At 70.4% G+C, this 18,996-nt stretch carries 19 protein-coding genes; 12 read left to right on the top strand and 7 right to left on the bottom strand.

The features are described 5' to 3' along the window. Positions 1-165 precede the first annotated feature (165 nt). Entirely contained in the window at positions 166-1,143 is a 978-nt protein-coding gene (locus OH804_RS34165; RefSeq protein ID WP_196919427.1) for a C40 family peptidase, read from the top strand. 72 nt (positions 1,144-1,215) lie between these two features. On the opposite strand, the gene OH804_RS34160 is transcribed toward OH804_RS34165, so the two are convergent. From OH804_RS34160 to OH804_RS34145, 4 genes are all read right to left on the bottom strand, one after another. Beyond that, complete coding sequence (locus OH804_RS34160; RefSeq protein WP_196919428.1) at positions 1,216-2,205, bottom strand: RNA polymerase sigma factor RpoD/SigA; 990 nt, start codon at positions 2,203-2,205, stop codon at positions 1,216-1,218. Positions 2,206-2,582: 377 nt separating this feature from the next. Further along, the gene (murQ, locus tag OH804_RS34155; protein WP_196919429.1) at positions 2,583-3,524 is read right to left on the bottom strand and encodes an N-acetylmuramic acid 6-phosphate etherase; all 942 of its coding nucleotides are present in this window, start codon (positions 3,522-3,524) and stop codon (positions 2,583-2,585) included. Next, on the bottom strand, positions 3,521-4,435 hold the full coding sequence (locus tag OH804_RS34150) for a MurR/RpiR family transcriptional regulator (RefSeq protein WP_196919430.1): 915 nt from the start codon (positions 4,433-4,435) through the stop codon (positions 3,521-3,523). Before OH804_RS34150 ends, murQ begins: the two co-directional genes overlap by 4 nt. A 75-nt stretch (positions 4,436-4,510) precedes the next feature. Further along, positions 4,511-5,527, bottom strand: coding sequence for an NAD-dependent epimerase/dehydratase family protein (locus tag OH804_RS34145; protein WP_406061781.1), 1,017 nt, complete (start codon positions 5,525-5,527; stop codon positions 4,511-4,513). 159 nt (positions 5,528-5,686) lie between these two features. Here OH804_RS34145 and OH804_RS34140 point away from each other — a divergent pair, with 159 nt between their 5' ends. Then, complete coding sequence (locus OH804_RS34140) at positions 5,687-6,379, top strand: SDR family NAD(P)-dependent oxidoreductase (RefSeq protein WP_196919431.1); 693 nt, start codon at positions 5,687-5,689, stop codon at positions 6,377-6,379. Here OH804_RS34140 and OH804_RS34135 read toward each other — a convergent pair. Continuing rightward, the gene (locus OH804_RS34135) at positions 6,364-7,032 is read right to left on the bottom strand and encodes a thymidylate kinase (RefSeq protein WP_406061778.1); all 669 of its coding nucleotides are present in this window, start codon (positions 7,030-7,032) and stop codon (positions 6,364-6,366) included. The two genes, OH804_RS34140 and OH804_RS34135, sit on opposite strands and share 16 nt — an antisense overlap. 182 nt (positions 7,033-7,214) lie before the next feature. Here OH804_RS34135 and OH804_RS34130 point away from each other — a divergent pair, with 182 nt between their 5' ends. The 5 genes from OH804_RS34130 to OH804_RS34110 all read left to right on the top strand — a co-directional run bounded on the left by OH804_RS34130 (position 7,215) and on the right by OH804_RS34110 (position 9,658). Further along, on the top strand, positions 7,215-7,799 hold the full coding sequence (locus OH804_RS34130) for a nucleotidyltransferase (protein ID WP_196919432.1): 585 nt from the start codon (positions 7,215-7,217) through the stop codon (positions 7,797-7,799). Continuing rightward, the gene (locus tag OH804_RS34125; protein WP_196919433.1) at positions 7,796-8,071 is read left to right on the top strand and encodes a hypothetical protein; all 276 of its coding nucleotides are present in this window, start codon (positions 7,796-7,798) and stop codon (positions 8,069-8,071) included. The genes OH804_RS34130 and OH804_RS34125 overlap by 4 nt, the downstream gene beginning before the upstream one ends. Positions 8,072-8,081: 10 nt before the next feature. Continuing rightward, entirely contained in the window at positions 8,082-8,858 is a 777-nt protein-coding gene (locus OH804_RS34120) for a metallophosphoesterase (protein ID WP_091405690.1), read from the top strand. Continuing rightward, positions 8,849-8,992, top strand: coding sequence for a GPGG-motif small membrane protein (locus OH804_RS34115; RefSeq protein ID WP_007464364.1), 144 nt, complete (start codon positions 8,849-8,851; stop codon positions 8,990-8,992). The genes OH804_RS34120 and OH804_RS34115 overlap by 10 nt, the downstream gene beginning before the upstream one ends. Before the next feature lie 171 nt (positions 8,993-9,163). Continuing rightward, positions 9,164-9,658 (top strand): TspO/MBR family protein, encoded by a 495-nt coding sequence (locus OH804_RS34110; RefSeq protein ID WP_196919434.1) that lies wholly within the window; start codon positions 9,164-9,166, stop codon positions 9,656-9,658. Positions 9,659-9,704: 46 nt separating this feature from the next. Here the strand turns inward: OH804_RS34110 and OH804_RS34105 are convergent, their stop codons facing one another. Continuing rightward, entirely contained in the window at positions 9,705-10,478 is a 774-nt protein-coding gene (locus tag OH804_RS34105; protein WP_196919435.1) for a M23 family metallopeptidase, read from the bottom strand. Between the two features lie 250 nt (positions 10,479-10,728). Here OH804_RS34105 and OH804_RS34100 point away from each other — a divergent pair, with 250 nt between their 5' ends. From OH804_RS34100 to OH804_RS34080, 5 genes are all read left to right on the top strand, one after another. After that, positions 10,729-12,075 (top strand): ABC transporter substrate-binding protein, encoded by a 1,347-nt coding sequence (locus OH804_RS34100; RefSeq protein ID WP_196919436.1) that lies wholly within the window; start codon positions 10,729-10,731, stop codon positions 12,073-12,075. 70 nt (positions 12,076-12,145) lie between these two features. Further along, positions 12,146-13,192 (top strand): carbohydrate ABC transporter permease, encoded by a 1,047-nt coding sequence (locus OH804_RS34095; protein WP_196919437.1) that lies wholly within the window; start codon positions 12,146-12,148, stop codon positions 13,190-13,192. Position 13,193: 1 nt separating this feature from the next. Then, a complete protein-coding gene (locus OH804_RS34090) occupies positions 13,194-14,162 on the top strand; it encodes a carbohydrate ABC transporter permease (RefSeq protein ID WP_196919438.1) in 969 nt (322 codons plus the stop codon). 69 nt (positions 14,163-14,231) lie between these two features. Then, positions 14,232-15,278 carry a LacI family DNA-binding transcriptional regulator gene (locus OH804_RS34085; RefSeq protein ID WP_196919439.1) on the top strand — a complete coding sequence of 349 codons (1,047 nt, stop codon included), beginning with the start codon at positions 14,232-14,234 and terminating at the stop codon, positions 15,276-15,278. 31 nt (positions 15,279-15,309) lie between these two features. After that, the gene (locus OH804_RS34080; protein ID WP_406066771.1) at positions 15,310-16,983 is read left to right on the top strand and encodes a glycoside hydrolase family 13 protein; all 1,674 of its coding nucleotides are present in this window, start codon (positions 15,310-15,312) and stop codon (positions 16,981-16,983) included. A 506-nt stretch (positions 16,984-17,489) separates the two neighbouring features. On the opposite strand, the gene OH804_RS34075 is transcribed toward OH804_RS34080, so the two are convergent. Continuing rightward, positions 17,490-18,923, bottom strand: coding sequence for an MFS transporter (locus tag OH804_RS34075; protein WP_406061773.1), 1,434 nt, complete (start codon positions 18,921-18,923; stop codon positions 17,490-17,492). Positions 18,924-18,996 lie beyond the last annotated feature (73 nt).

The following is an 18,996-nucleotide window of genomic DNA, read 5'->3' as shown; positions in this document are numbered from 1 at the left end:
CGCAACTCTCCCAACTTTCGCCCCTACTTCAACTGCGAGCGACAACCGTCCCGGGTTAGGTTGGGCGAGCCGGTCCGGCCCAGTGCCGTCCGCCCGGATGGCCCCGGCCGGTGTCGTCGAGGGCGTCAGCAGCCCCGGCGGCCGTGGGAGAGGGGCCTTCCGCTCTTGTCATCCCTGAGAAATCTGCTGCGCACCGTGGCGCTGGTCGGCATGTCGGCCGCGCTGATCGCCCCGACGGCGGTGGCCCAGGCCGAGCCGTCCCCCGCCGACCTGACCCGCCGGATCGAGACGTCCTCGGCCGAGTTGGAGCGGGTCGTCGAGTCGTACAACAAGCTGCGTGAGGAGATCAAGACAAACGAGGCCGCCGTGGCCCGATTACAGACCCGCATCGGCCCGCTCGAACAGCAGGTCGAGCAGAGCCGGGCCGACGTGGCCGAGCTCGCCTCCACCGCGTACAAGAGTGGCGGCCTGCGCACCGCGGACGCCCTGCTGCGTCCCGGCGGCTCAGCCGCTCTGCTGGACCGGCTCGGCACGATCGAGCAGTTGACCCGCCAGCGGCAGGAGCGCATCTCCGGCTTCACCGCCGATCAGCAGCGGCTGCTCGACGAGAAGGCCCGCCTGGGTGCGACCCTGACCCGGCAGGCCGCGCAGGCTCGTCAGTTGGCCGCCGGCAAGAAGCAGATCGAGCAGGACCTGGCCAAGCTGTACGAACTGCGCCGGCAGGCGTACGGGGCCGCCACCGAGCGACCCCAGCCGAAGGCGGCGACGAGTGAGGCCAAGAACGTCCCCGCCGTGTCCGGTGCCGCCGGTACGGCGGTTCGCTACGCGTTCGGCGCGATCGGCAAGCCGTACGTCTGGGCAGCCGACGGGCCCAACGGCTACGACTGTTCCGGGCTGACCTCGGCGGCCTGGCGGGCAGCCGGGAGGTCCCTGCCGCACAACACCCGGATGCAGTGGAGTGCTGTCGCCCACATCGGGCGGGGCGACCTACGCCCCGGCGACCTGGTCTTCTACAGCGGGCTCGGGCACGTCGCCCTCTACGTGGGCGGCGGTCAGGTTATCGACGCGCCCAGCGCCGGTCGCAACGTGCTCAAGCGCGGCATGAACATGATGTCGATCCAGGGTTACGGCCGGGTTCGCTGACCACGACCGGAAACGGCGAACGGCCGGCGTCCCCCTATCGGACGCCGGCCGTTCGCCGTCATTACTACCAGGTCAGGCTGCCTGCAGCCCCTCCGCCCGGGCCAGCTCACGGAGCCGGCCGAGGGCCTGGATCTCCAGCTGCCGGATCCGCTCGCGGGACAGCGAGAACCGGGACGCGACCTCGGTGAGCGAGTGCTCCCGGCCGTCCTCCAGCCCGTAGCGGGCCCGCATGATGCCGGCGGACCGGTCGTCGAGGTGGTTGAGCAGCCCTTCGATGCGCTGCCGCTCCAGACCGCTGAGGACGATGTCCTCCGGCGACGGCGCGTCACTGTCGGCGACCAGGTCACCGAGGTTCGTGTCGCCGTCGTCGCCCACCGGGGTGTCCAGCGAAACGGTGTCCTGCGACCAGCGGCGCAGCTCGTTCACCCGCTCGACGGTGACGCCGAGGGCGGTGGCGATCTGCTCCGGCTCCGGGTCGCTGCCCAACTCACGGGTCAGCTGCCGCGCCACGTTGCGCATCCGGTTGACGTCCTCCACCAGGTGCACCGGCAGACGGACGGTGCGCTCCTGCTGGGCGATCGCCCGGCTGATCGCCTGCCGGATCCACCAGGTGGCGTAGGTGGAGAACTTGTAGCCACGCTCGTAGTCGAACTTCTCGACCGCCCGGACCAGGCCGGTGTTGCCCTCCTGGATCAGGTCCAGCATGGGCATCCCCGAGCGCACGTAGCGTCGGGCGATCGACACGACCAGTCGGAGGTTGGCGCGGATGAAGAGGTCCTTCGCCCGCTCTCCCTCGACGACCAGCCACTCCAGGTCGGCCCGGTCGACACCGGCGGGAACGGCTTCCTCACCGAGCAGGTGCTCGGCGTAGAGGCCGGCCTCGATCGCCTTGGAGAGATCGACCTCCTTGGCGGCGTCCAGCAGTGGCGTCCGGGAGATCTCGTGCAGGTAGACGCCGACCAGGTCGCGCTCCTCGGCAACCTCGTCGGTTCGCATGCCGATGTTCTTGTCCACGTTGCCCACGGTCCCCTCGCTCGCGCCGGTTGCCCGGTTCCTTGCCATTCCCCACACCGGTCAGCCCCTGGTAACTTCTGCTGTGCCCATCGGGGCTGACACCTACACAACAGATGAGACGTGTCGGGGATTCCTCGTCGTGAGTCGAAAGTGTCACGAATGCCTGAGTAACAGCTGAGAGCACGGTCCATGTTTGCTGTCAGCACCCCATCGGGTGGCTCGCCACTGGGCACCACGTACGGGTTACCGCACCATGGCAACACCGCCCGCCGTGGGGGCACAGCGACCCGGGTCACCACCGCGATGCGATCCTGGTCACTGCCAGATACGCACCGATGGACCGGTCGGTTCATCCACGGGGGTGTTATTACCCCCCGGCCAGATGAACAATCCGAGGGCCCGTTCGCTTCCCGGGGCGGGTGGCGTCAGGAGGCGAGCAGCGCGAGGGCGCCGCGCACCTGGTCGGCCGAGCGGGCCAGCGCGGCCCGGGCGGCGTCGATCTCGGCGCCGGAGACGAGGGAGACCAATGCCGTCTTCAGGTCCCCGTCGGCCTCACTGAGGGCCCGCTGGGAGAGTTCCTCCGAGCAGCCGGTGGCCTCGACCAGAATCGAGATCATTCGTCCCCGGAGTTTCGCGTTGGTGGCCACCATGTCGATCATGAGGTTCGAGTAGACCCGCCCCAGGCGCACCATGACGGCGGTCGAGAACGTGTTGAGCACCAACTTCTGCGCGGTGCCCGCCTTCATCCGGGTCGACCCGGTGACCACCTCGGGTCCGGTGTCCACCCCGATGAACACGTCGACCGACCGGGCGGCCTCCGCCTCCGGATTGGCGCAGAGGAGCACCGTCGAGGCGCCCTTGGCGCGGGCTGCGGCGAGCGCCCCGAGGACGTACGGGGTGCGTCCGCTGGCCGCCAGACCAACCACCAGGTCCCCGGCCCGTACACAACTGGCCGCTTCGACAGCGCCGCCCCGGTCATCGTCCTCGGCGTCCTCCACGGCCCGCCACATGGCGTCCGGGCCGCCCGCGAGGTGCGCGCAGAACCAGTGCCGGGGCGAGTTGAAGGTGGGGGCCAGTTCGGCCGCGTCGAGTACGCCCAGCCGGCCGGAGGTGCCGGCCCCGAAGTAGTGCACCCGGTGACCGCCGCGAAGGGCAGCGACCGCCAGGTCGACGGTGGTGGCGATCTCGTCGAGCACCGCGGCGACCGCCGCGGGCACCCGCCGGTCCGCCTCGTTGATCACGGTGAGCACGTCCCGGGTCGACATCAGGTCCAGGTCGACGCTGAGCGGGTTGCGCCGTTCGGTGGGGGCGCCCACCCGGACCGTCGGGCGAGCGGGCGGTGCGGGCATCTCCGCACCGGCCGTCATGCCCGCCTCCGGTTGGCACCCACCCGGTGCGACTGGACCGCCTCGGCGGTCGCCTCGAGAGCCTTACGGGCTCGGGCCCGGTTGCGGGCGGCCACTCCGACGAAGAGGCAGTCGACAACGGTCAGCTGGGCCAGTCGGCTGGCCGTCGCGCCGGAGCGGTAGGTGGTCTCCCGGGCCGCCGTGGTCAGCACGAAGTCGGCCACGTCGGTGATCGGCGAGCGCGGGAAGTTGGTCAGCGCCACTGTCGCGGCACCCCGGGTACGGGCCTGCTCCAGCACCTCGATCACGTCGGAGGTGGTGCCGGTGTGCGAGATGCCGATCGCCACGTCTCCCCGGCCCAGGAGGGCGGCCGAGGTCAGCGCGGTGTGCACGTCCGGAAAGTAGAAGGCGATCCGGCCGATGCGGTGCAGCTTCTGCTGGAAGTCCGAGGCGACGAACCCGCTGGCGCCGGCGCCGTAGATGTCGATCCGGCCGGCACCGCCGATCGCCTCGACCACCTGCTCGCAGACCGCCGGGTCGAGTTGCTCGGCAGTCTCCTCGACGGCGCGGGCGTCGTTGAACGCGATGGTGGCGATGATCTGAGCGAGGTCGGCGCCGGGCGGGATGTCACCGCCGACCACTCGGGCGTCCGGTGGTTCGATCCGGCGGGCGGCCTCGGCGGCCAGGCGAATGCGCAGTTGGGGGTAACCGTCCATGCCGACCGAACGGCAGAATCGGATGACTGTCGCCTCGGATGTCTCGGCTGCGGTGGCGAGGTCGGTGATTGTCCGACGGGCGGCGGCCGCCGGGTCGGAGACCACCAACCGGGCGACCCGCTGCTCGGCGGGCGACAGCGACGGCAACAGCCCACTGATGTGGACGATCAGCCCACCGGGCTCGTGACTCGCAGAAATCTTCGCACTCTTCGCCACGGATGAAACTTACTTTCAGCAGGCGTGAGCGTCAACTATGACTGTCCGAGGTGGGGGAAACTTCGATCGCCGGGATCACCGGTCCCGCACAGCCTGCCACTTCCCCAGGATCGCCGCCTCATCCGCCGGGTCGAGTCCACCCTGCCGGACGGCCGCCGGGTGCGCGGCCATCCAGGACGCGGTCGCCCGAACGGTGTCGGCCAGCGGACGGACCGTCAGACCGGCGTCCAGGGCCGGCCGAACGTCCCTGTCCATCAGGCCAGCGGTCTCCGGCAGTCGCACCCACAGCGGCAGCGCCCGCTCCCCCGACCACTCGCGTACGTCGTGGGACAGCAGAAAATCCTGATCGACCCAGGTGAGGAGCGGGTCGACGACGCCCAGCCCGGCGGCCACCCCGGCCAACAGGTCGGCCCGGGACATGGCCGGACCGGTGCCGTCGTAGGTGCCGCCGAGGCGGGTGCCGGCGGCGTGCAGCAGCCAGCGCGCCAGATCGGCCACGTCCACGAACTGCACCCTGTCGCTCGGATGTCCGGGGGCCAGCACCTCACCACCGGCCGACAACCGCCGCACCCAGTACGGGAAACGGTCGCTCGGATCCTCCGCGCCGACGATCAGCCCAGCCCGGCAGATGAACGAACGGTCCACTCCCATCCGCTCCCGGACCAGCTCCTCGATGCTCACCTTGCACTCGCCGTACCAGCGGTGGTCCGGGCCGATCGGACCGTCCACGTCCGGCGGCGCCGGGGCCAGGATCGGGGCGTCCGCCGCGGTCTGGCCCGGGGTGGTGTGGTCGGCGTACACCGAGATCGTCGAGACGAACGACCAGTGACCGACGTGGTCGGCGAGCGCGGCGAGCGCGTGCCGGGCATGGCTGACCTGGCGGGACACGTCGATCACGGCCTCGAAACCCTCGTCGGCGAGCGGGACGAGCGCCTGCGGATCGTCGCGGTCGGCCGCCACGAACCGCGCGCCGGTCGGCACCACGCCGGACACGCCCCGGGCCGCACAGGTGACTTCGTGACCCTGCTCGACGGCGAGCCGGGCCGTCTCCCGGCCGAGGAATCGGGTGCCACCCAGAATGAGGATCCGCATCCGCCGATCCTGCGCCGTCGCGAGTCGATTCGGCCAGCCGCTCTGCCCACGGCAGACCGCGATCATGAAGTTGTTGTCACTCAGCTCGGCGTGTCTCGGCAACAACTTCATGATCGACGGGAGCGCTGGATGCGGGCTGGGGGCACTAACGTGGGGTCCATGGCAGAGGGCAGCGTGTTGGTGACCGGGGGTTCCGGCGGGCTCGGCGGTGCGGTCGTCACCGCGTTCCTCGAGGCGGGCTGGCGGGTGGTCGTACCGGAGCGGAAGGCCCGGCCCGGGTCGGAGCCGGCGGCCGCCGGACTGGTCCGGGTGGTCGCGGACCTGGGCGAGCCGGCGGGCGCGGCGCAGGCGGTCGAGGCCGCCGTCGGCGACCCGGCGGCGCCGCTGCGCGCGGTGGTCAACCTCGTCGGGGGGTACGCCAGCGGCGGACTGGTGCACGAGACGCCGGTCGAGGAGTTCGAGCGGATGCTCACCGTCAACCTGCGGCCGACCTACCTGGTCACCCAGGCCGCGCTGCCGCACCTCGTGGCGTCCGGCGGCGGCGCGGTGGTCTGCGTCTCGGCCCGCGCGGCGGTCGCCCCGTTCCGGGGCGCGGCCGGCTACTCGACGGCCAAGGCGGCGGTGCTGGCCTTCGCCAACGCTGTCGCTGTGGAGTACCGGTCGCAGCACGTACGCTGCAACACCGTTCTGCCCAGCGTCATCGACACCCCGGCGAACCGGGCGGCCCAGCCCGACGCCGACCACTCCCGTTGGGTGACGCCGGAGGAGATCGCGCCGGTGATCCGGTTCCTGGCGTCGGCCGACTCCGCTCCGACCAGTGGGGCCACCGTTCCGGTCTACGGGCGGGCCTGAGCGGCCATCCGGCCGACCTCGTCCCCGTCCGATGCGGAGGTCGGCAGCCAGGTCTCCAGGTGGGCCTGGATCTGCTCGGTCACCTCCTCGGCCGGGCGACCCGCGTCCACCAGCACGAAGCTGGGATATTCGGGCAGCGCCCGGTAGGCGGTGTCGGCGGCGGTGAGCCACCCCATCGTCTCGTGGTCGGTGCCGCGCTCCTCGATGCGCCGGTACGCCTCCGCCGGGTCGACGGCGAGCAGGAAGGTAACCTGCGGCGTCGGGAACAACCGGTAGCCGGCCCGGGCGAGCCGCTCCCAGCGCTGCCCGCCGTGCGCCCGGATGCTCGCGTACTGGCAGGCCGAGTAGCGGTCCATCACCGCCGTCCGGCCGGTGAGCAGACAGCTGAGCAGGGCGATGGCGATGGCGAGCCAGCGCAGCACCGACTCCACGGCCAGCACGCCGTCGCGCCCGACGAGTCGTTGCGCGTCCGGTCGGCCGAGGCGGTGGGCGAGCCGTCCGAGCCAGCGTCGGCCACTGGCGTTGCGGCGGTAGGTGGCGGGGCGGCCGGCGGCGGTCAGCGCGTCGGCAAGCCGGTGTGCCTGAGTGGTCTTGCCCGAACCGTCGATGCCGATCAGGGCGACGGTGCGCAATCGGGCCTTGCGTCGTCGCATCCCCGATGATCTGGCCACTCTCCACAGGTTATCCGACCCACGCACCTGCTCCGCGGGGTTTGTCGCGGTTCATCCCTGTTGACGCCCGACCGAGACACCAGCAGGTGTGGGCGACCGGAATGCCGGGTACCGGAGTTCGAAATCCAACCGCCGGTCCACCAACACGACGACGGAGGAACCAGATGGCTGAGCGCGGGGACGAGAGTCTGGTGCACACCCTCAAGAAGGTCGCCGCCGTGCTCAAGCAGTCCGAGATCCCGTTCGCCCTGGGCGGCAGCTTCGCCGTCTACGCCCACGGGGGCCACTCGAGTGACCACGACGTCGACTTCCTGATCCGGGAGGCCGACGTGGAGCAGGCGCTGGAGGCGCTGGTTGCCGCCGGCTTCGTCGCCGAGCGTCCCCCGGAGGACTGGCTGGTGAAGGTCTTCGACGACGGCCGGATGGTGGACCTGATCCACCGGCCGATCGAGACGCCGGTGACCGAGGAGACATTCGCGGACACGGTCGTTCGGCCGGTCGACGCGATCCACATGCCGGTGCTGTCCGCCACCCAGTTGATGGTGCACAAACTGCTCAGCTTCTCCCAGCACTACTGCGACTTCGCCCGCGGTCTGCCGCTGGCCCGCTCTCTGCGGGAGCAGATCGACTGGGAACGGGTACGCAAGGAGACGCAGCACTCGCCGTACGCCGAGGCGTTCCTGGTGCTGCTGGACCGGCTGGAGGTGGTGCCGGCCGCCGGCACCCAGCCAGGAGAGGGGACATCGTGACCCACCAACGCGACATCGGCGCCGGGCCACCGGACGAGTACGTCGAGGCGGAGATCCAACGGTTGCTCGTCGAGGACCCCGCCGTCGCCGAACAGGGGATCACAGTGGTTCGACGGGAACGTGCCCTCGTGCTCTACGGCGAGGTGGAGAGCCCGCACCGGCGGGAGGAGATCCTGCGTCGGGTGTCCGAGCGCTTCCCGGACGTGCCGATCACCAGCGACATCGGGGTGATCCGCGCCCAGGCGCCCACGGAGATCGAGCAACTGCCCTGAGGGAGGTTCCATGGTGATCCGGATTGCCGCTGTGGGCGACGTGCATCTGGACGAGGACGTGGTGGGCCGGTTCCGACCGGCGTTGGAAGAGCTGCCGGAGTGCGCCGACGTGCTGCTGCTGGCCGGGGACCTGACCCGGCACGGCACCGAGGCCGAGGCGCGCTGCGTGGCAGAGGAGTTCGGCGGGTTGGCCGTACCGGTGGTGACAGTGCTCGGCAACCACGACCACCAGTGCGACCAGGTGCCACAGGTGGTCAAGGTGCTGGAGGACGCGGGCATCACAGTGCTGGAGGGCAACGGCGTCGTGCTGGACTGCGCGGGCGGCCGGCTGGGCATCGCCGGCGTGAAGGGCTTCGGCGGTGGGTTCGCCGGGCGGTGCGCGAGTGACTTCGGCGAGCCGGAGATGAAGGCCTTCGTGCGGACCACCACCGACAGCGCGGACCGCCTCGGTGCGGCGCTGCGCTCGCTGGACTGCGACATGCTGGTCGCGCTCACCCACTACTCCCCGGTTCCGGACACGCTGGCCGGCGAACCGTTGGAGATCTACCCGTTCCTGGGGTCGTACCAGTTGGGGCAGGCGATCGACTCGGCGCCCACGGCGCTGGCCGTGCACGGGCACGCGCACGCCGGCACCGAGCGCGGCACGACCCCCGGCGGGGTACGCGTCCGCAACGTCGCGCACCCGGTGATCAAGCAGGCGTACAGCGTCTTTCACGTTGGCGATCAACTCGACACCGACCAGGTTTCCCCGATCGGCCAGTCGGGTAGTCAGAGGTCATGGAGCTGATTCTCTGGATTCTCGCAGTCGTACTCGTGGTCGCCGGCATCCTCGCGCTGTTCCGCCGGCAGATCCTGTGGGGCATCGTCCTCATCGTCGTCGGGCTGTTGGTCGGCCCGGGTGGTGTCAGCATCTTCAATTAGCGCTCGTATCGCCCTGATTCCGGGACCCGCCGGGGTCGCCGCGACCGGAGCTTCGTCCTCCCGACAGAAGCACCGGCCGTGGCGATCCCGGCGCTTTTTCGTGGGTGGCCGGCCCCGGACCGCCCTCCCGCTCGGCGGTTTGAGCCGGCCCCGAGAGGAAATATCTCGACCATGGAGATATCTCGGGACGCGCCGGCGACCTCCGGCCGGCGAGCGTGGTGGGCCCTCGCCGGCTTCGCTGCGGCGGTCTTCGTCGCCGCCGCGATCGGCGGGCTGGGCGTGCAGGGCACCACCGAGGAGTACGCGAACCTGCGGCAGCCCAGCTGGGCCCCGCCCTCCTGGCTCTTCGGCCCGGTCTGGTCGCTGCTCTACGCGCTGATCGCGGTGGCCGGCTGGCTGGCGTGGCGCCGGGTCGGCTTCTCCCCCGCCCTCTGGGCGTGGACCGCCCAGCTGGTGCTCAACGCGATCTGGACCCCCCTGTTCTTCGGCGCGGGGCGGTACGGGCTGGCGTTCGCCGAGATCGTGCTGATGTGGCTGGCGATCGGTCTGACGGTGGTGCTCTTCGCCCGGGTGTCCCGGGTGGCGGCGGCGCTGATGCTGCCGTACTGGGCCTGGGTCACCTTCGCCGCCGCGCTGAACCTGTCGATCTGGCAGCTGAACAACTGACCGACCGGTCCCCGGTGGCGGTGGCCGACCGGGGACCGTGGCGGGGTCAGCAGCGGGGTACGCCGGGGATGTAGCCGTCGGAGCCGGTGTACACGTACGCGTCGGCTATGTAGCGGCCGGAGCCGATCCGGTCCCAGATCGAGCTGGTGCCGTACGTGCCGGTGACAGTGGTGCCGCTGGTCTGGCAGGCGATGGTCACCCGGGTGCCGTCGGCGACGGTGCCCACCGAGGCGTACCCGGTGCCGGGGCCGGAGCGGACGGTCAGCGGGGTGCCGCTGGTGTCGACAGTGCCGTTGCCGCTGCCCGAGGAGCACCCGTTGTTGCTGGTGTAGCTCTTGGTGCCCCAGTACAGCGCGAGGGTGCCGTTGAAGCGGACCTGGATGTCGGCCCCGTTGAGGCGCTGCTCGTAGTGCAGGTGGGGGCCGGTCGACCCGCCGGTGCTGCCGACCCAGCCGAGCACCTTGCCGTACCCGACCGTCTGCCCGACCGAGACGTTGAAGCCGTTGAGGTGCGCGTAGTAGGTGCTGTATCCGCCCCCGTGGTTGATTCGGACGTATTTGCCATAGCTGGTGCCGCCGAGGTCGGTCACCCGGTCGACGGTGCCGGGGGCGCTGGCGACCACCGGGTCGCCGAGGTCGTCAGTGCGGTTGAAGTCGACGGCGTACGCCGGGCTGTGGTCCGACCGGGTCTGCCCGGACCAGGACTGGCCGCACGGGAACGGCACCTTGAAGGTCGGCGCGGCCATCGCCGGAGTCGCCGGCACCAGCGCTCCCCCGACGAAGAGACCCGTCACCAGCAGGCTGATCCACCGCTTTCGCATACAGCTCCTCCTATGTCGAAAACCTTCGATCCGGTGCGCCCAGCCTGACAGATATCGTCAATCTTCGAAAGAGTCCCCAGCGTGTACCGGGAGCGCGCCCACCAGGCAGCCCGCAGGTTTCCGGATTGTTACTCGCTCGTGTCTGACAGGGGGTGGACCGCGCCGGATGCAAGCGCTTACATGTGTGCACGCCCAATCGGACCGGCGACGGGTCACCAGCACGACCGCGCCGGCTAGGAAGGAGGACGGCATGGCGGTCTTTACCAGACCACGCCAGGCCTTCGTGATCGCCGGTGTACTCGGGCTGGCGCTCAGCGCCACCGCCTGCGGTACCGGCGACGACAAGAAGAGCAACAACGCGGGCTCCGCGGAGTGCGCCGCATACGAGAAGTACGAGGGCCACGACGGCAAGAAGGTCTCCATCTACGCGTCCATCCGTGACGCCGAGGCCGACCTGCTGGAGCGGTCGTGGTCACAGTTCACCGAGTGCACCGGCATCGAGATCGACTACGAGGGCAGCGGCGAGTTCGAAGCGCAGCTCCCCGTCCGGGTCGACGGTGGCAACGCGCCCGACATCGCCTTCGTGCCGCAGCCGGGCCTGGTGAAGCGCTTCGCGGACGCCGGCAAGCTGAAGTCGCTCAGCGCCGACACCAAGGCGCTCGCCGAGCAGAACATGCCGGCCGACTGGCTGAAGTACGGCACCGTGAACGGGACGCTCTACGGCGTGCCGCTCGGCGCCAACGTGAAGTCCTTCGTCTGGTACTCGCCGAAGACGTTCAAGGAGAAGGGCTGGGAGGTTCCGACCACCTGGGACCAGCTCATCGCCCTGAGCGACAAGATCGCCGCCAGCGGCACGAAGCCGTGGTGCGCGGGCGTCGAGTCCGGTGACGCCACCGGCTGGCCGGCCACCGACTGGATCGAGGACGTGGTCCTGCGTACGCAGGGCCCCGAGGTCTACGACCAGTGGACCACCCACGCCATCCCGTTCAACGACCCGAAGATCGTCGACGCGGTCGACCGCGCCGGCAGCATCCTCAAGAACGACAAGTACATGAACGGCGGCTTCGGCGGCGTCAAGAGCATCACCACCACCGCCTTCCAGGAGGCGGGCCTGCCGGTGACCACCGGCAAGTGCGCGATGCACCGACAGGCGTCGTTCTACGCCAACCAGTTCCCCGAGGGCACCAAGGTGGCCGAGGACGGCGACGCGTTCGCCTTCTACTTCCCGGCCATCGACCCGGCCAAGGGCAAGCCGGTGCTGGGCGCTGGCGAGTTCGTCGTCGGCTACGCCGACCGTCCCGAGGTGCAGGCGGTGCAGACGTACCTCGTCTCGGCGGAGTACGTGAACAGCCGCGCGAAGCTCGGCAACTGGGTCACGGCGAACAACAAGCTGGACATCGCCAACGTCGCCAGCCCGATCGACAAGCTCTCCGTCCAGATCCTGCAGGACAAGACGGGCACCTTCCGCTTCGACGGATCCGACCTGATGCCGGCCGCCGTCGGCGCGGGAACGTTCTGGAAGGGCATGGTCGAGTGGCTGAACGGCAAGGCGACCGCCCCGGTGCTCCAGGGCATCGAGAGCAGCTGGCCTAAGTGATCCCGGCGGTGGCCCGGTCCGCGTTCGCGGACCGGGCCACCGGCCGAGGTGGACCCGGAAGGGAGGGTTGATGAAGTTCGACTTCGCCGATCAGCAGCCGAAGTTCCTCATGCTGATGTACGGGCTGGTCGCCTTCGTACTGGTCGTGGGCGGTCTGCTCCTGTTGCTCGACGTGGTGCCGGCCTGGTTCGCCCGTCGGCGGGAGGCCCAGCTCGTCGCCGCCTCCGTGGGCGGGGGCCCGCTGCCCCGCCGACGCAAGCAGCGGGAGGGACTCTTCGCGTTCTTCTTCCTGCTGCCGACGCTGCTGCTGCTCGTCATCGGCCTGGTCGTGCCGGCCATCCGCACCACGCTGCTCTCCCTGATGGATGGGACCAGCACCAACTGGGTGGGCCTGCGCAACTACGGCTGGATGTTCTCCGACGACTCGATCGTCCGGGTCCTGATCAACACCCTGGTCTGGGTGCTCCTGGTCCCGCTGGTAGCGACCGGGTTCGGCCTGATCTACGCCGTACTGGTGGACAAGGCCCGGTTCGAGGCCGTGGCCAAGTCACTGATCTTCCTGCCGATGGCCATCTCCTTCGTCGGCGCCAGCATCATCTGGAAGTTCGTCTACGCCTACCGGGGCGACGGCGATCAGATCGGTCTGCTCAACCAGATCGTGGTCAGCCTCGGCGGTGAGCCCAAGCAGTGGCTGCTCGAATCACCCCTGAACACGCTGCTGCTGATCGTCATCATGGTCTGGATCCAGGCCGGTTTCGCCATGGTGGTGCTCTCCGCGGCGATCAAGGCGATTCCCGGCGACATCGTCGAAGCCGCCCGGCTCGACGGCGTCAGCCCGTGGCAGATGTTCTGGCAGATCACCATGCCGAGCATCCGGCCGGCGCTGATCGTCGTGGTGGTGACGCTCACCATCGCCACGCTCAAGGTCTTCGACATCGTCCGGACCTCGACGAACGGCAACTACGACACCAGCGTGATCGCCAGCGAGATGTACAACCAGGCGTTCCGGTACGGCCAGAACGGGCAGGGTTCCGCGCTCGCGGTCTTCCTCTTCATCCTGGTCATCCCGGTCGTGATCTACCAGATCCGCAACCTCCGTCAGCAGCGGGAGGGCTGAGATGACGACCGCAACGCCCACCGTCGCCGCCGGCACCCAGAAGACCGACGGCACCCCGACCACCACGGCCGGCCGGGTCCGCAAGCGGTTGAACAGCCGCACCGCGACGCTCGTCTCGATCGTCATCGCGGTGGTCTGGACCATCCCGACCTTCGGCCTGCTCGTCTCCTCCCTCCGCCCGGAGGACGAGATCAAGACCACCGGCTGGTGGACGGCCTTCACCAACCCCCAGTTCACGTTGGAGAACTACCAGCAGGTCCTGTTCGGGCGGTCGTCGTCCTCCGGGCAGCTCGCCGGTTCCTTCATCAACTCGCTGGCGATCACCATCCCGTCGGTGCTCTTCCCGCTCGCCTTCGCGTGCCTCGCCGCGTACGCGCTCGCGTGGATCAACTTCCGCGGCCGGGACTGGGTCTACATCTCGATCTTCGCGTTGCAGATCGTGCCGTTGCAGATGGCCCTGGTGCCGCTGCTGAAGTTCTTCTCCACCGGCGTCACCCTCGGCGGCGTCACACTGATGCCGGCCTGGGACCTGGTCGACGAGCAGAAGTTCGCCCAGGTGTGGTTCGCCCACACCTGCTTCGCGCTTCCGTTCGCCGTCTTCCTGCTGCACAACTTCATCTCGCAACTGCCGGGGGACCTGATGGAGGCGGCCCGGGTCGACGGGGCCACCCACCCGAAGATCTTCCGTACCATCGTGCTGCCGCTGATCACCCCGGCGCTGGCGGCGTTCGGCATCTTCCAGTTCCTCTGGGTCTGGAACGACCTGCTGGTTGCGCTGATCTTCGCCGGTGGCGGTGATGAGACCGCCCCGCTCACCGTCCAGCTCGCCGAGATGGCCGGCACCCGGGGCAACGAGTGGCAGCGCCTGACCGCCGGTGCGTTCGTCAGCATCGTCGTACCGCTCATCGTGTTCCTGTCCCTGCAGCGCTTCTTCGTGCGAGGTCTGCTCGCCGGCAGCGTCAAGGGCTGACCCGCGCGTCCGCCGCCACCCGGCCCCTCGGGCGGCGGCGGACGCTCCGGGCACCGAGCGGGGGAAACCGTGACGAGGATCGATGATGTGGCCCGGCTGGCCGGAGTGTCCACGGCCACCGTCTCGCGGGCGCTGCGCGGACTACCGACGGTCTCGGCCGCCACCCGCCGCCGGGTGATCGCCGCCGCCGAACAACTCGACTACGAAGTCTCACCGAGCGCGTCCCGGCTCGCCGGCGGCCGGACCGGCACGGTAGCGGTGGTGGTCCCCCGGATCACCCGCTGGTTCTTCAGCACCGTCGTCGAGGCGGTCGAGGAGTACCTCCACCAGTCCGGCTACGACCTGCTGCTCTACAACCTGGGCGGCCGGGAGCAGGTCCGCCAGCGGGTCCTGCGTACGGCCAACCTGCACAAGCGGGTGGACGCCATGATGCTGGTCGCCACGCCCCTGCGCCCGGCCGACCTGACCGCGCTGGCCTCGCTGGAACTGCCCGGCGTCACCATCAGCTCGGGCAGCAGGGTGCCGAACTGGCCGTGTGTACGGATCGACGACGTGGCGGCCGCGCGGGCCGCGACCAAGCATCTGATCGACCTCGGCCATCACCGGATCGCCCACATCTCCGGCGACCCGGACGACGAGCTGGCCTTCACCACCCACCTCGACCGACGCCGGGGTTACCAGGCGGCGCTGCGCTCCGCCGGCCTGCGACCCGACCCCACACTGGACATCGAGTCCACCTTCACCATCGACGGCGGCAACCGGGCAACCGCTGAACTGCTGGCCCGCGGCGAGCCGCCGACCGCGATCGTCGCCGCCTGCGACGAGATGGCGATGGGCGCGATGACCGCCCTGCGCGACGTCGGACTGCGGGTGCCGCAGGACGTCAGCGTGGTCGGCATCGACGACCACGACCTGGCCGGCGTGCTCGGGCTGAGCACCGTCGCCCAGCCCGCCGCCGAGCAGGGCCGGCTGGCCGCCCAGATGCTGCTCGACCCGCTCGGGGCCCGACCCCCGGGCCCTATCGTCAGTCAACGGGGCGCCGGTTGCGACACTCCGGTGGTCCTGCCCACTCGGTTGGTGGTCCGGGATTCGACCGCGCCGCCCCGGGCACACTGAAATCCAAAACACCGCAACACGGGAGACGACCCTGAACACCGACCCGACGCAGCAGACCTCCTCCGGCAACCCGGCCACCGGCTGGTGGACCGAGGCCGCCATCTACCAGATCTACCCCCGCTCGTTCGCCGACTCGGACGGGGACGGAGTCGGTGACCTTCCCGGCATCACCGCCCGCCTCGACCACCTGGTCGAGCTGGGTGTGGACGCGGTGTGGCTCTCTCCCTTCTACCCCTCGCCGCAGGCCGACGCCGGCTACGACGTGGCCGACTACCGCGACATCGACCCGTTGTTCGGCACCCTGGCCGACGCGGACAAGCTGATCGCCGAGGCCCGGTCCCGCAACCTGAGGGTGATCGTCGACCTGGTCCCGAACCACACCTCCTCGGCGCATCGCTGGTTCCAGGCCGCGCTGCCGGCCGCGCCCGGCAGCCCGGAACGGTCGCGCTACATCTTCCGGGACGGCCTCGGTCCGGCCGGCGACCAGCCGCCGAACGACTGGCAGAGCGTCTTCGGCGGTCCGGCCTGGACCCGGACGGTCGACGCCGACGGGCAGCCCGGCCAGTGGTACCTGCACCTGTTCGACACCGGGCAGCCGGACCTCAACTGGGACAACCCGGAGGTGCACGCGGAGTTCCTGGACGTGCTGCGGTTCTGGCTGGACCGCGGGGTGGACGGCTTCCGGGTGGACGTGGCGCACGGCCTCATCAAGCAGGCCGACCTGGCGGACTGGCAGGAGCCGCAGGAGATCCTCTCCGGCAACGAGATCGACAAGCCGCGCCCGCCGATGTGGGACCAGGACGGCGTGCACGAGATCTACCGGCAGTGGCGGCAGGTGCTGGACAGCTACCCCGGTGAGCGGGTGCTGGTCGCCGAGGCCTGGGTTGAGCCTGCCGAGCGGCTGGCCCGCTACGTCCGCCCGGACGAGATGCACCAGGCGTTCAACTTCGAGTACCTGCTCGCCGCGTGGAGCGCACCGGCCCAGTACGCGGTGATCACCCGCTCGTTGGAGGCGACCGACTCGGTCGGCGCGCCGACCACCTGGGTGCTGTCCAACCACGACGTGGTGCGGCACGCCTCCCGGCTCGGTCTGCCGGTGGGCACCGTCCGCCCCAACGGCATCGGCATCGGCGACCCGCAGCCGGACGCCGCACTTGGTCTGCGCCGGGCCCGGGCGGCCACCCTGCTGATGCTCGCGCTGCCCGGCTCGGCGTACCTCTACCAGGGTGAGGAGCTGGGGCTGCCCGAGCACACCACCCTGCCCGACGAGGCTCGTCAGGACCCGACCTGGGCGCGCAGCGGGCACACCCAGCGCGGCCGCGACGGCTGCCGGGTGCCGATCCCGTGGGAGGCCGACGCCCCGTCGTACGGCTTCGGGCCGACCGACGCGAGCTGGTTGCCGCAGCCCCCGCTCTGGGCGGAGTACGCGCTGGACCGCCAGCGCGATGTGCCCGGCTCGACGTACGAGCTGTACCGCACGGCGCTGCGGTTGCGCCGCGCCCACGGGCTGGGTCGCGGCACCCTGGAGTGGCTGTCCTCCGGCGACGAGGTGCTGAGCTTCCGCAACGGTGATCTGACGGTGCTGACCAACTTCGGCGCCGCACCGGTGCCGGTGCCGGCCGGTGCCGAGCTGCTCGCCGCCAGCGCGCCCCTGGACGACGACGGCACGGTCCCGACCGACGTGACCGTCTGGCTGCGCGGCTGACCCAGCGCCGACCGGCCCGTTCGGCGGTACTCGCGGGCGGGCCGGTCGGTGTGGACCGGCTCGCTATGGAGCTGATGCCGTAGACGATTCACGCCCGCCCGCCGCGCGCCCGCCCGCCGCGCCCCCGCCCGCCCGCGCCCCGCACCCTCAAGATCGCGCTACTTCCAGGATGCAGTGGCCTCGGCCCGCCGGAAGGCAACTAGAACCAGGAAGTAGCGCGATCTTGAGTGGCGCAGGACGTGCGGGGACGCCTAGGTCCTCGGAACCGCACACCGAACGTGTCCCCGACGCCGCCGTCGCGCCGATCTTGCAGCTTCGGTCGTCGATATGGGTTCAATGCCCGCCTTTGTCGGGACGGTAAGCGCAAGATCGCGGGCCGGGGGGCGATCCGGCCCGTCGATCATGGAGTTATGGTGCCTGGCTTGGTGCCTTACGGGCCAATTGTCACCCACCACAACTCCATGATCGACAGGGCCGGGGTGGGGCGGGGGTGGGGTGGGGTGGGGTCAGAGGCGGTCGGCTCGGGTGTGCAGCAGGTCGTGCACGTTGTCGATGTCCGCCGGTGAGGTCCGCGAGGCGAGCCAGTACATGACGCCGGTGGGGATGAAGAAGAGCTGGAACGCGGCCAGCCCGACGGCGAAGTTCAGCGGTGGCGGGAACGCCCCTCGCAGCGCCTGGAAGGCCACCCCCACCAGCCCGTTGCCGGCCGCGCGACCGACCCCGTTGACCAGGTTGCCCAGGCTGTAGACAGTGCCCCGGTGCTCCGGCGGGTTGACGTCGGCGATCAACGCGAACCAGTTCGGCGAGTTGGCCGAGGTCAACGCGAGCGCCACGATCGCGGTGAGCAGGCTCAGCCCGACCGACGGCTCGGTGAACACACTGGCCAGCACCGCACCGACCACCGCCCCACCGCTGGCGCCGTCCGGCACGTCGATGGTCACCGGAACGAAGAACAACACCAGGTAGAACGGCAGCGCGGCGAGGACGCCGATCGAGGCGACGAGTGCCCGCCCGCGCGGGGTACGCCGTTGCACAGCGTCGCCGATCAACCCACCCACGATGGACAGCACCCCACCGAGCTGGAACAGGGTGGCGAAGACACTGCCCACCACCACCGCCGTCGACGTGGAGTAACCCTGGGCCTCGGCGCGTTCGGCGAAGAGCACCGGCAACCAGACCAGGGAGCCGAACGCGGCCTGCGCGGTCAGCCCCTGCAGGATCAGCCACCGGTTGGTCCGCCGGCCCAGGATGCGCGGCAGGTCGGCGCGGCTGATCCGGTAGTCGTACTCGGCGCCGGCGTCGATCCGGCCGGCCAGTTCCGGCTCGCTCTGGCCTCGCCGGATGTCGTACGTGAACAGGTAGGCCAATGTGGCGGCCAGGCCGACGCCGGTCAGCAGCAGGAACGGTCGGCGCCAGTCGGCCGCCCCGAGCAGCCCGCCGACGAGAGTGCCCGCCAGGGTGCCGACCCCCTGGGAGAGCCCCCAGAAGCTCATCACCAGCCCTCGTCGGGTCGGTGAGATCAGGTCGGTGACCACGGAGAAGCCCACCGAGCCGACCGCGCCGAGGCCGACCGCCGCGACCAACTGCGCGGCCAGGAACGTCAGGTAGCCGCCGGCAAGCGCGCTACCGCCCGTGCCCGCCGCCCACAGCAGCGTGCCCACCATGAGCAGCGGCTTGCGGTTGGTCCGGTCCCCGACGTACGCCCAGCCGACCGCCGCGACCGCGCTGACCAGGAAGCTGACCGCGGTGACCACGCCGAGCAGCCGCCCGGACACGTCGAACGCGTCGGAGATCGGGCCGTACAGCGGGGGGACCAGCCCGATCGCCACGTTGTCCAGCGAGGCGAGCAGCACGAACACCACGACGCTGTACGCCCGGTGCGTCCGCCCACCGCCCCGACCGTGCGGGCGCAGGCCGGGCCCGCCAGTGGTCACCGTCATGACCGGCAGCCAACCAGACTCCGTGCAGGAGGTCGTCACGCGGGTGGGTGCCGGTCACCGTGGGCCGGCAACC

It is taken from the genome of Micromonospora sp. NBC_00860 (assembly GCF_045207375.1).
Taxonomy (GTDB): Bacteria; Actinomycetota; Actinomycetes; order Mycobacteriales; family Micromonosporaceae; genus Micromonospora; species Micromonospora vinacea.
The sequence above is the reverse complement of the archived record's forward strand: the minus strand, read 5'-3'. Positions and strand labels throughout refer to the sequence as shown.

Bases quoted from the DNA above. Each gene is read 5' to 3' on its own strand.
- OH804_RS34095 (WP_196919437.1), top strand. From the start codon at position 12,146: ATGAAGTTCGACTTCGCCGATCAGCAGCCGAAGTTCCTCATGCTGATG.
- OH804_RS34100 (WP_196919436.1), top strand. From the start codon at position 10,729: ATGGCGGTCTTTACCAGACCACGCCAGGCCTTCGTGATCGCCGGTGTA.
- OH804_RS34090 (WP_196919438.1), top strand. From the start codon at position 13,194: ATGACGACCGCAACGCCCACCGTCGCCGCCGGCACCCAGAAGACCGAC.
- OH804_RS34075 (WP_406061773.1), bottom strand. From the start codon at position 18,923: ATGACGGTGACCACTGGCGGGCCCGGCCTGCGCCCGCACGGTCGGGGC.
- OH804_RS34135 (WP_406061778.1), bottom strand. From the start codon at position 7,032: ATGCGACGACGCAAGGCCCGATTGCGCACCGTCGCCCTGATCGGCATC.
- OH804_RS34120 (WP_091405690.1), top strand. From the start codon at position 8,082: ATGGTGATCCGGATTGCCGCTGTGGGCGACGTGCATCTGGACGAGGAC.
- OH804_RS34140 (WP_196919431.1), top strand. From the start codon at position 5,687: ATGGCAGAGGGCAGCGTGTTGGTGACCGGGGGTTCCGGCGGGCTCGGC.
- OH804_RS34160 (WP_196919428.1), bottom strand. From the start codon at position 2,205: ATGGCAAGGAACCGGGCAACCGGCGCGAGCGAGGGGACCGTGGGCAAC.
- murQ (WP_196919429.1), bottom strand. From the start codon at position 3,524: ATGACGGCCGGTGCGGAGATGCCCGCACCGCCCGCTCGCCCGACGGTC.
- OH804_RS34115 (WP_007464364.1), top strand. From the start codon at position 8,849: ATGGAGCTGATTCTCTGGATTCTCGCAGTCGTACTCGTGGTCGCCGGC.
- OH804_RS34130 (WP_196919432.1), top strand. From the start codon at position 7,215: ATGGCTGAGCGCGGGGACGAGAGTCTGGTGCACACCCTCAAGAAGGTC.
- OH804_RS34105 (WP_196919435.1), bottom strand. From the start codon at position 10,478: ATGCGAAAGCGGTGGATCAGCCTGCTGGTGACGGGTCTCTTCGTCGGG.
- OH804_RS34110 (WP_196919434.1), top strand. From the start codon at position 9,164: ATGGAGATATCTCGGGACGCGCCGGCGACCTCCGGCCGGCGAGCGTGG.
- OH804_RS34145 (WP_406061781.1), bottom strand. From the start codon at position 5,527: ATGCGGATCCTCATTCTGGGTGGCACCCGATTCCTCGGCCGGGAGACG.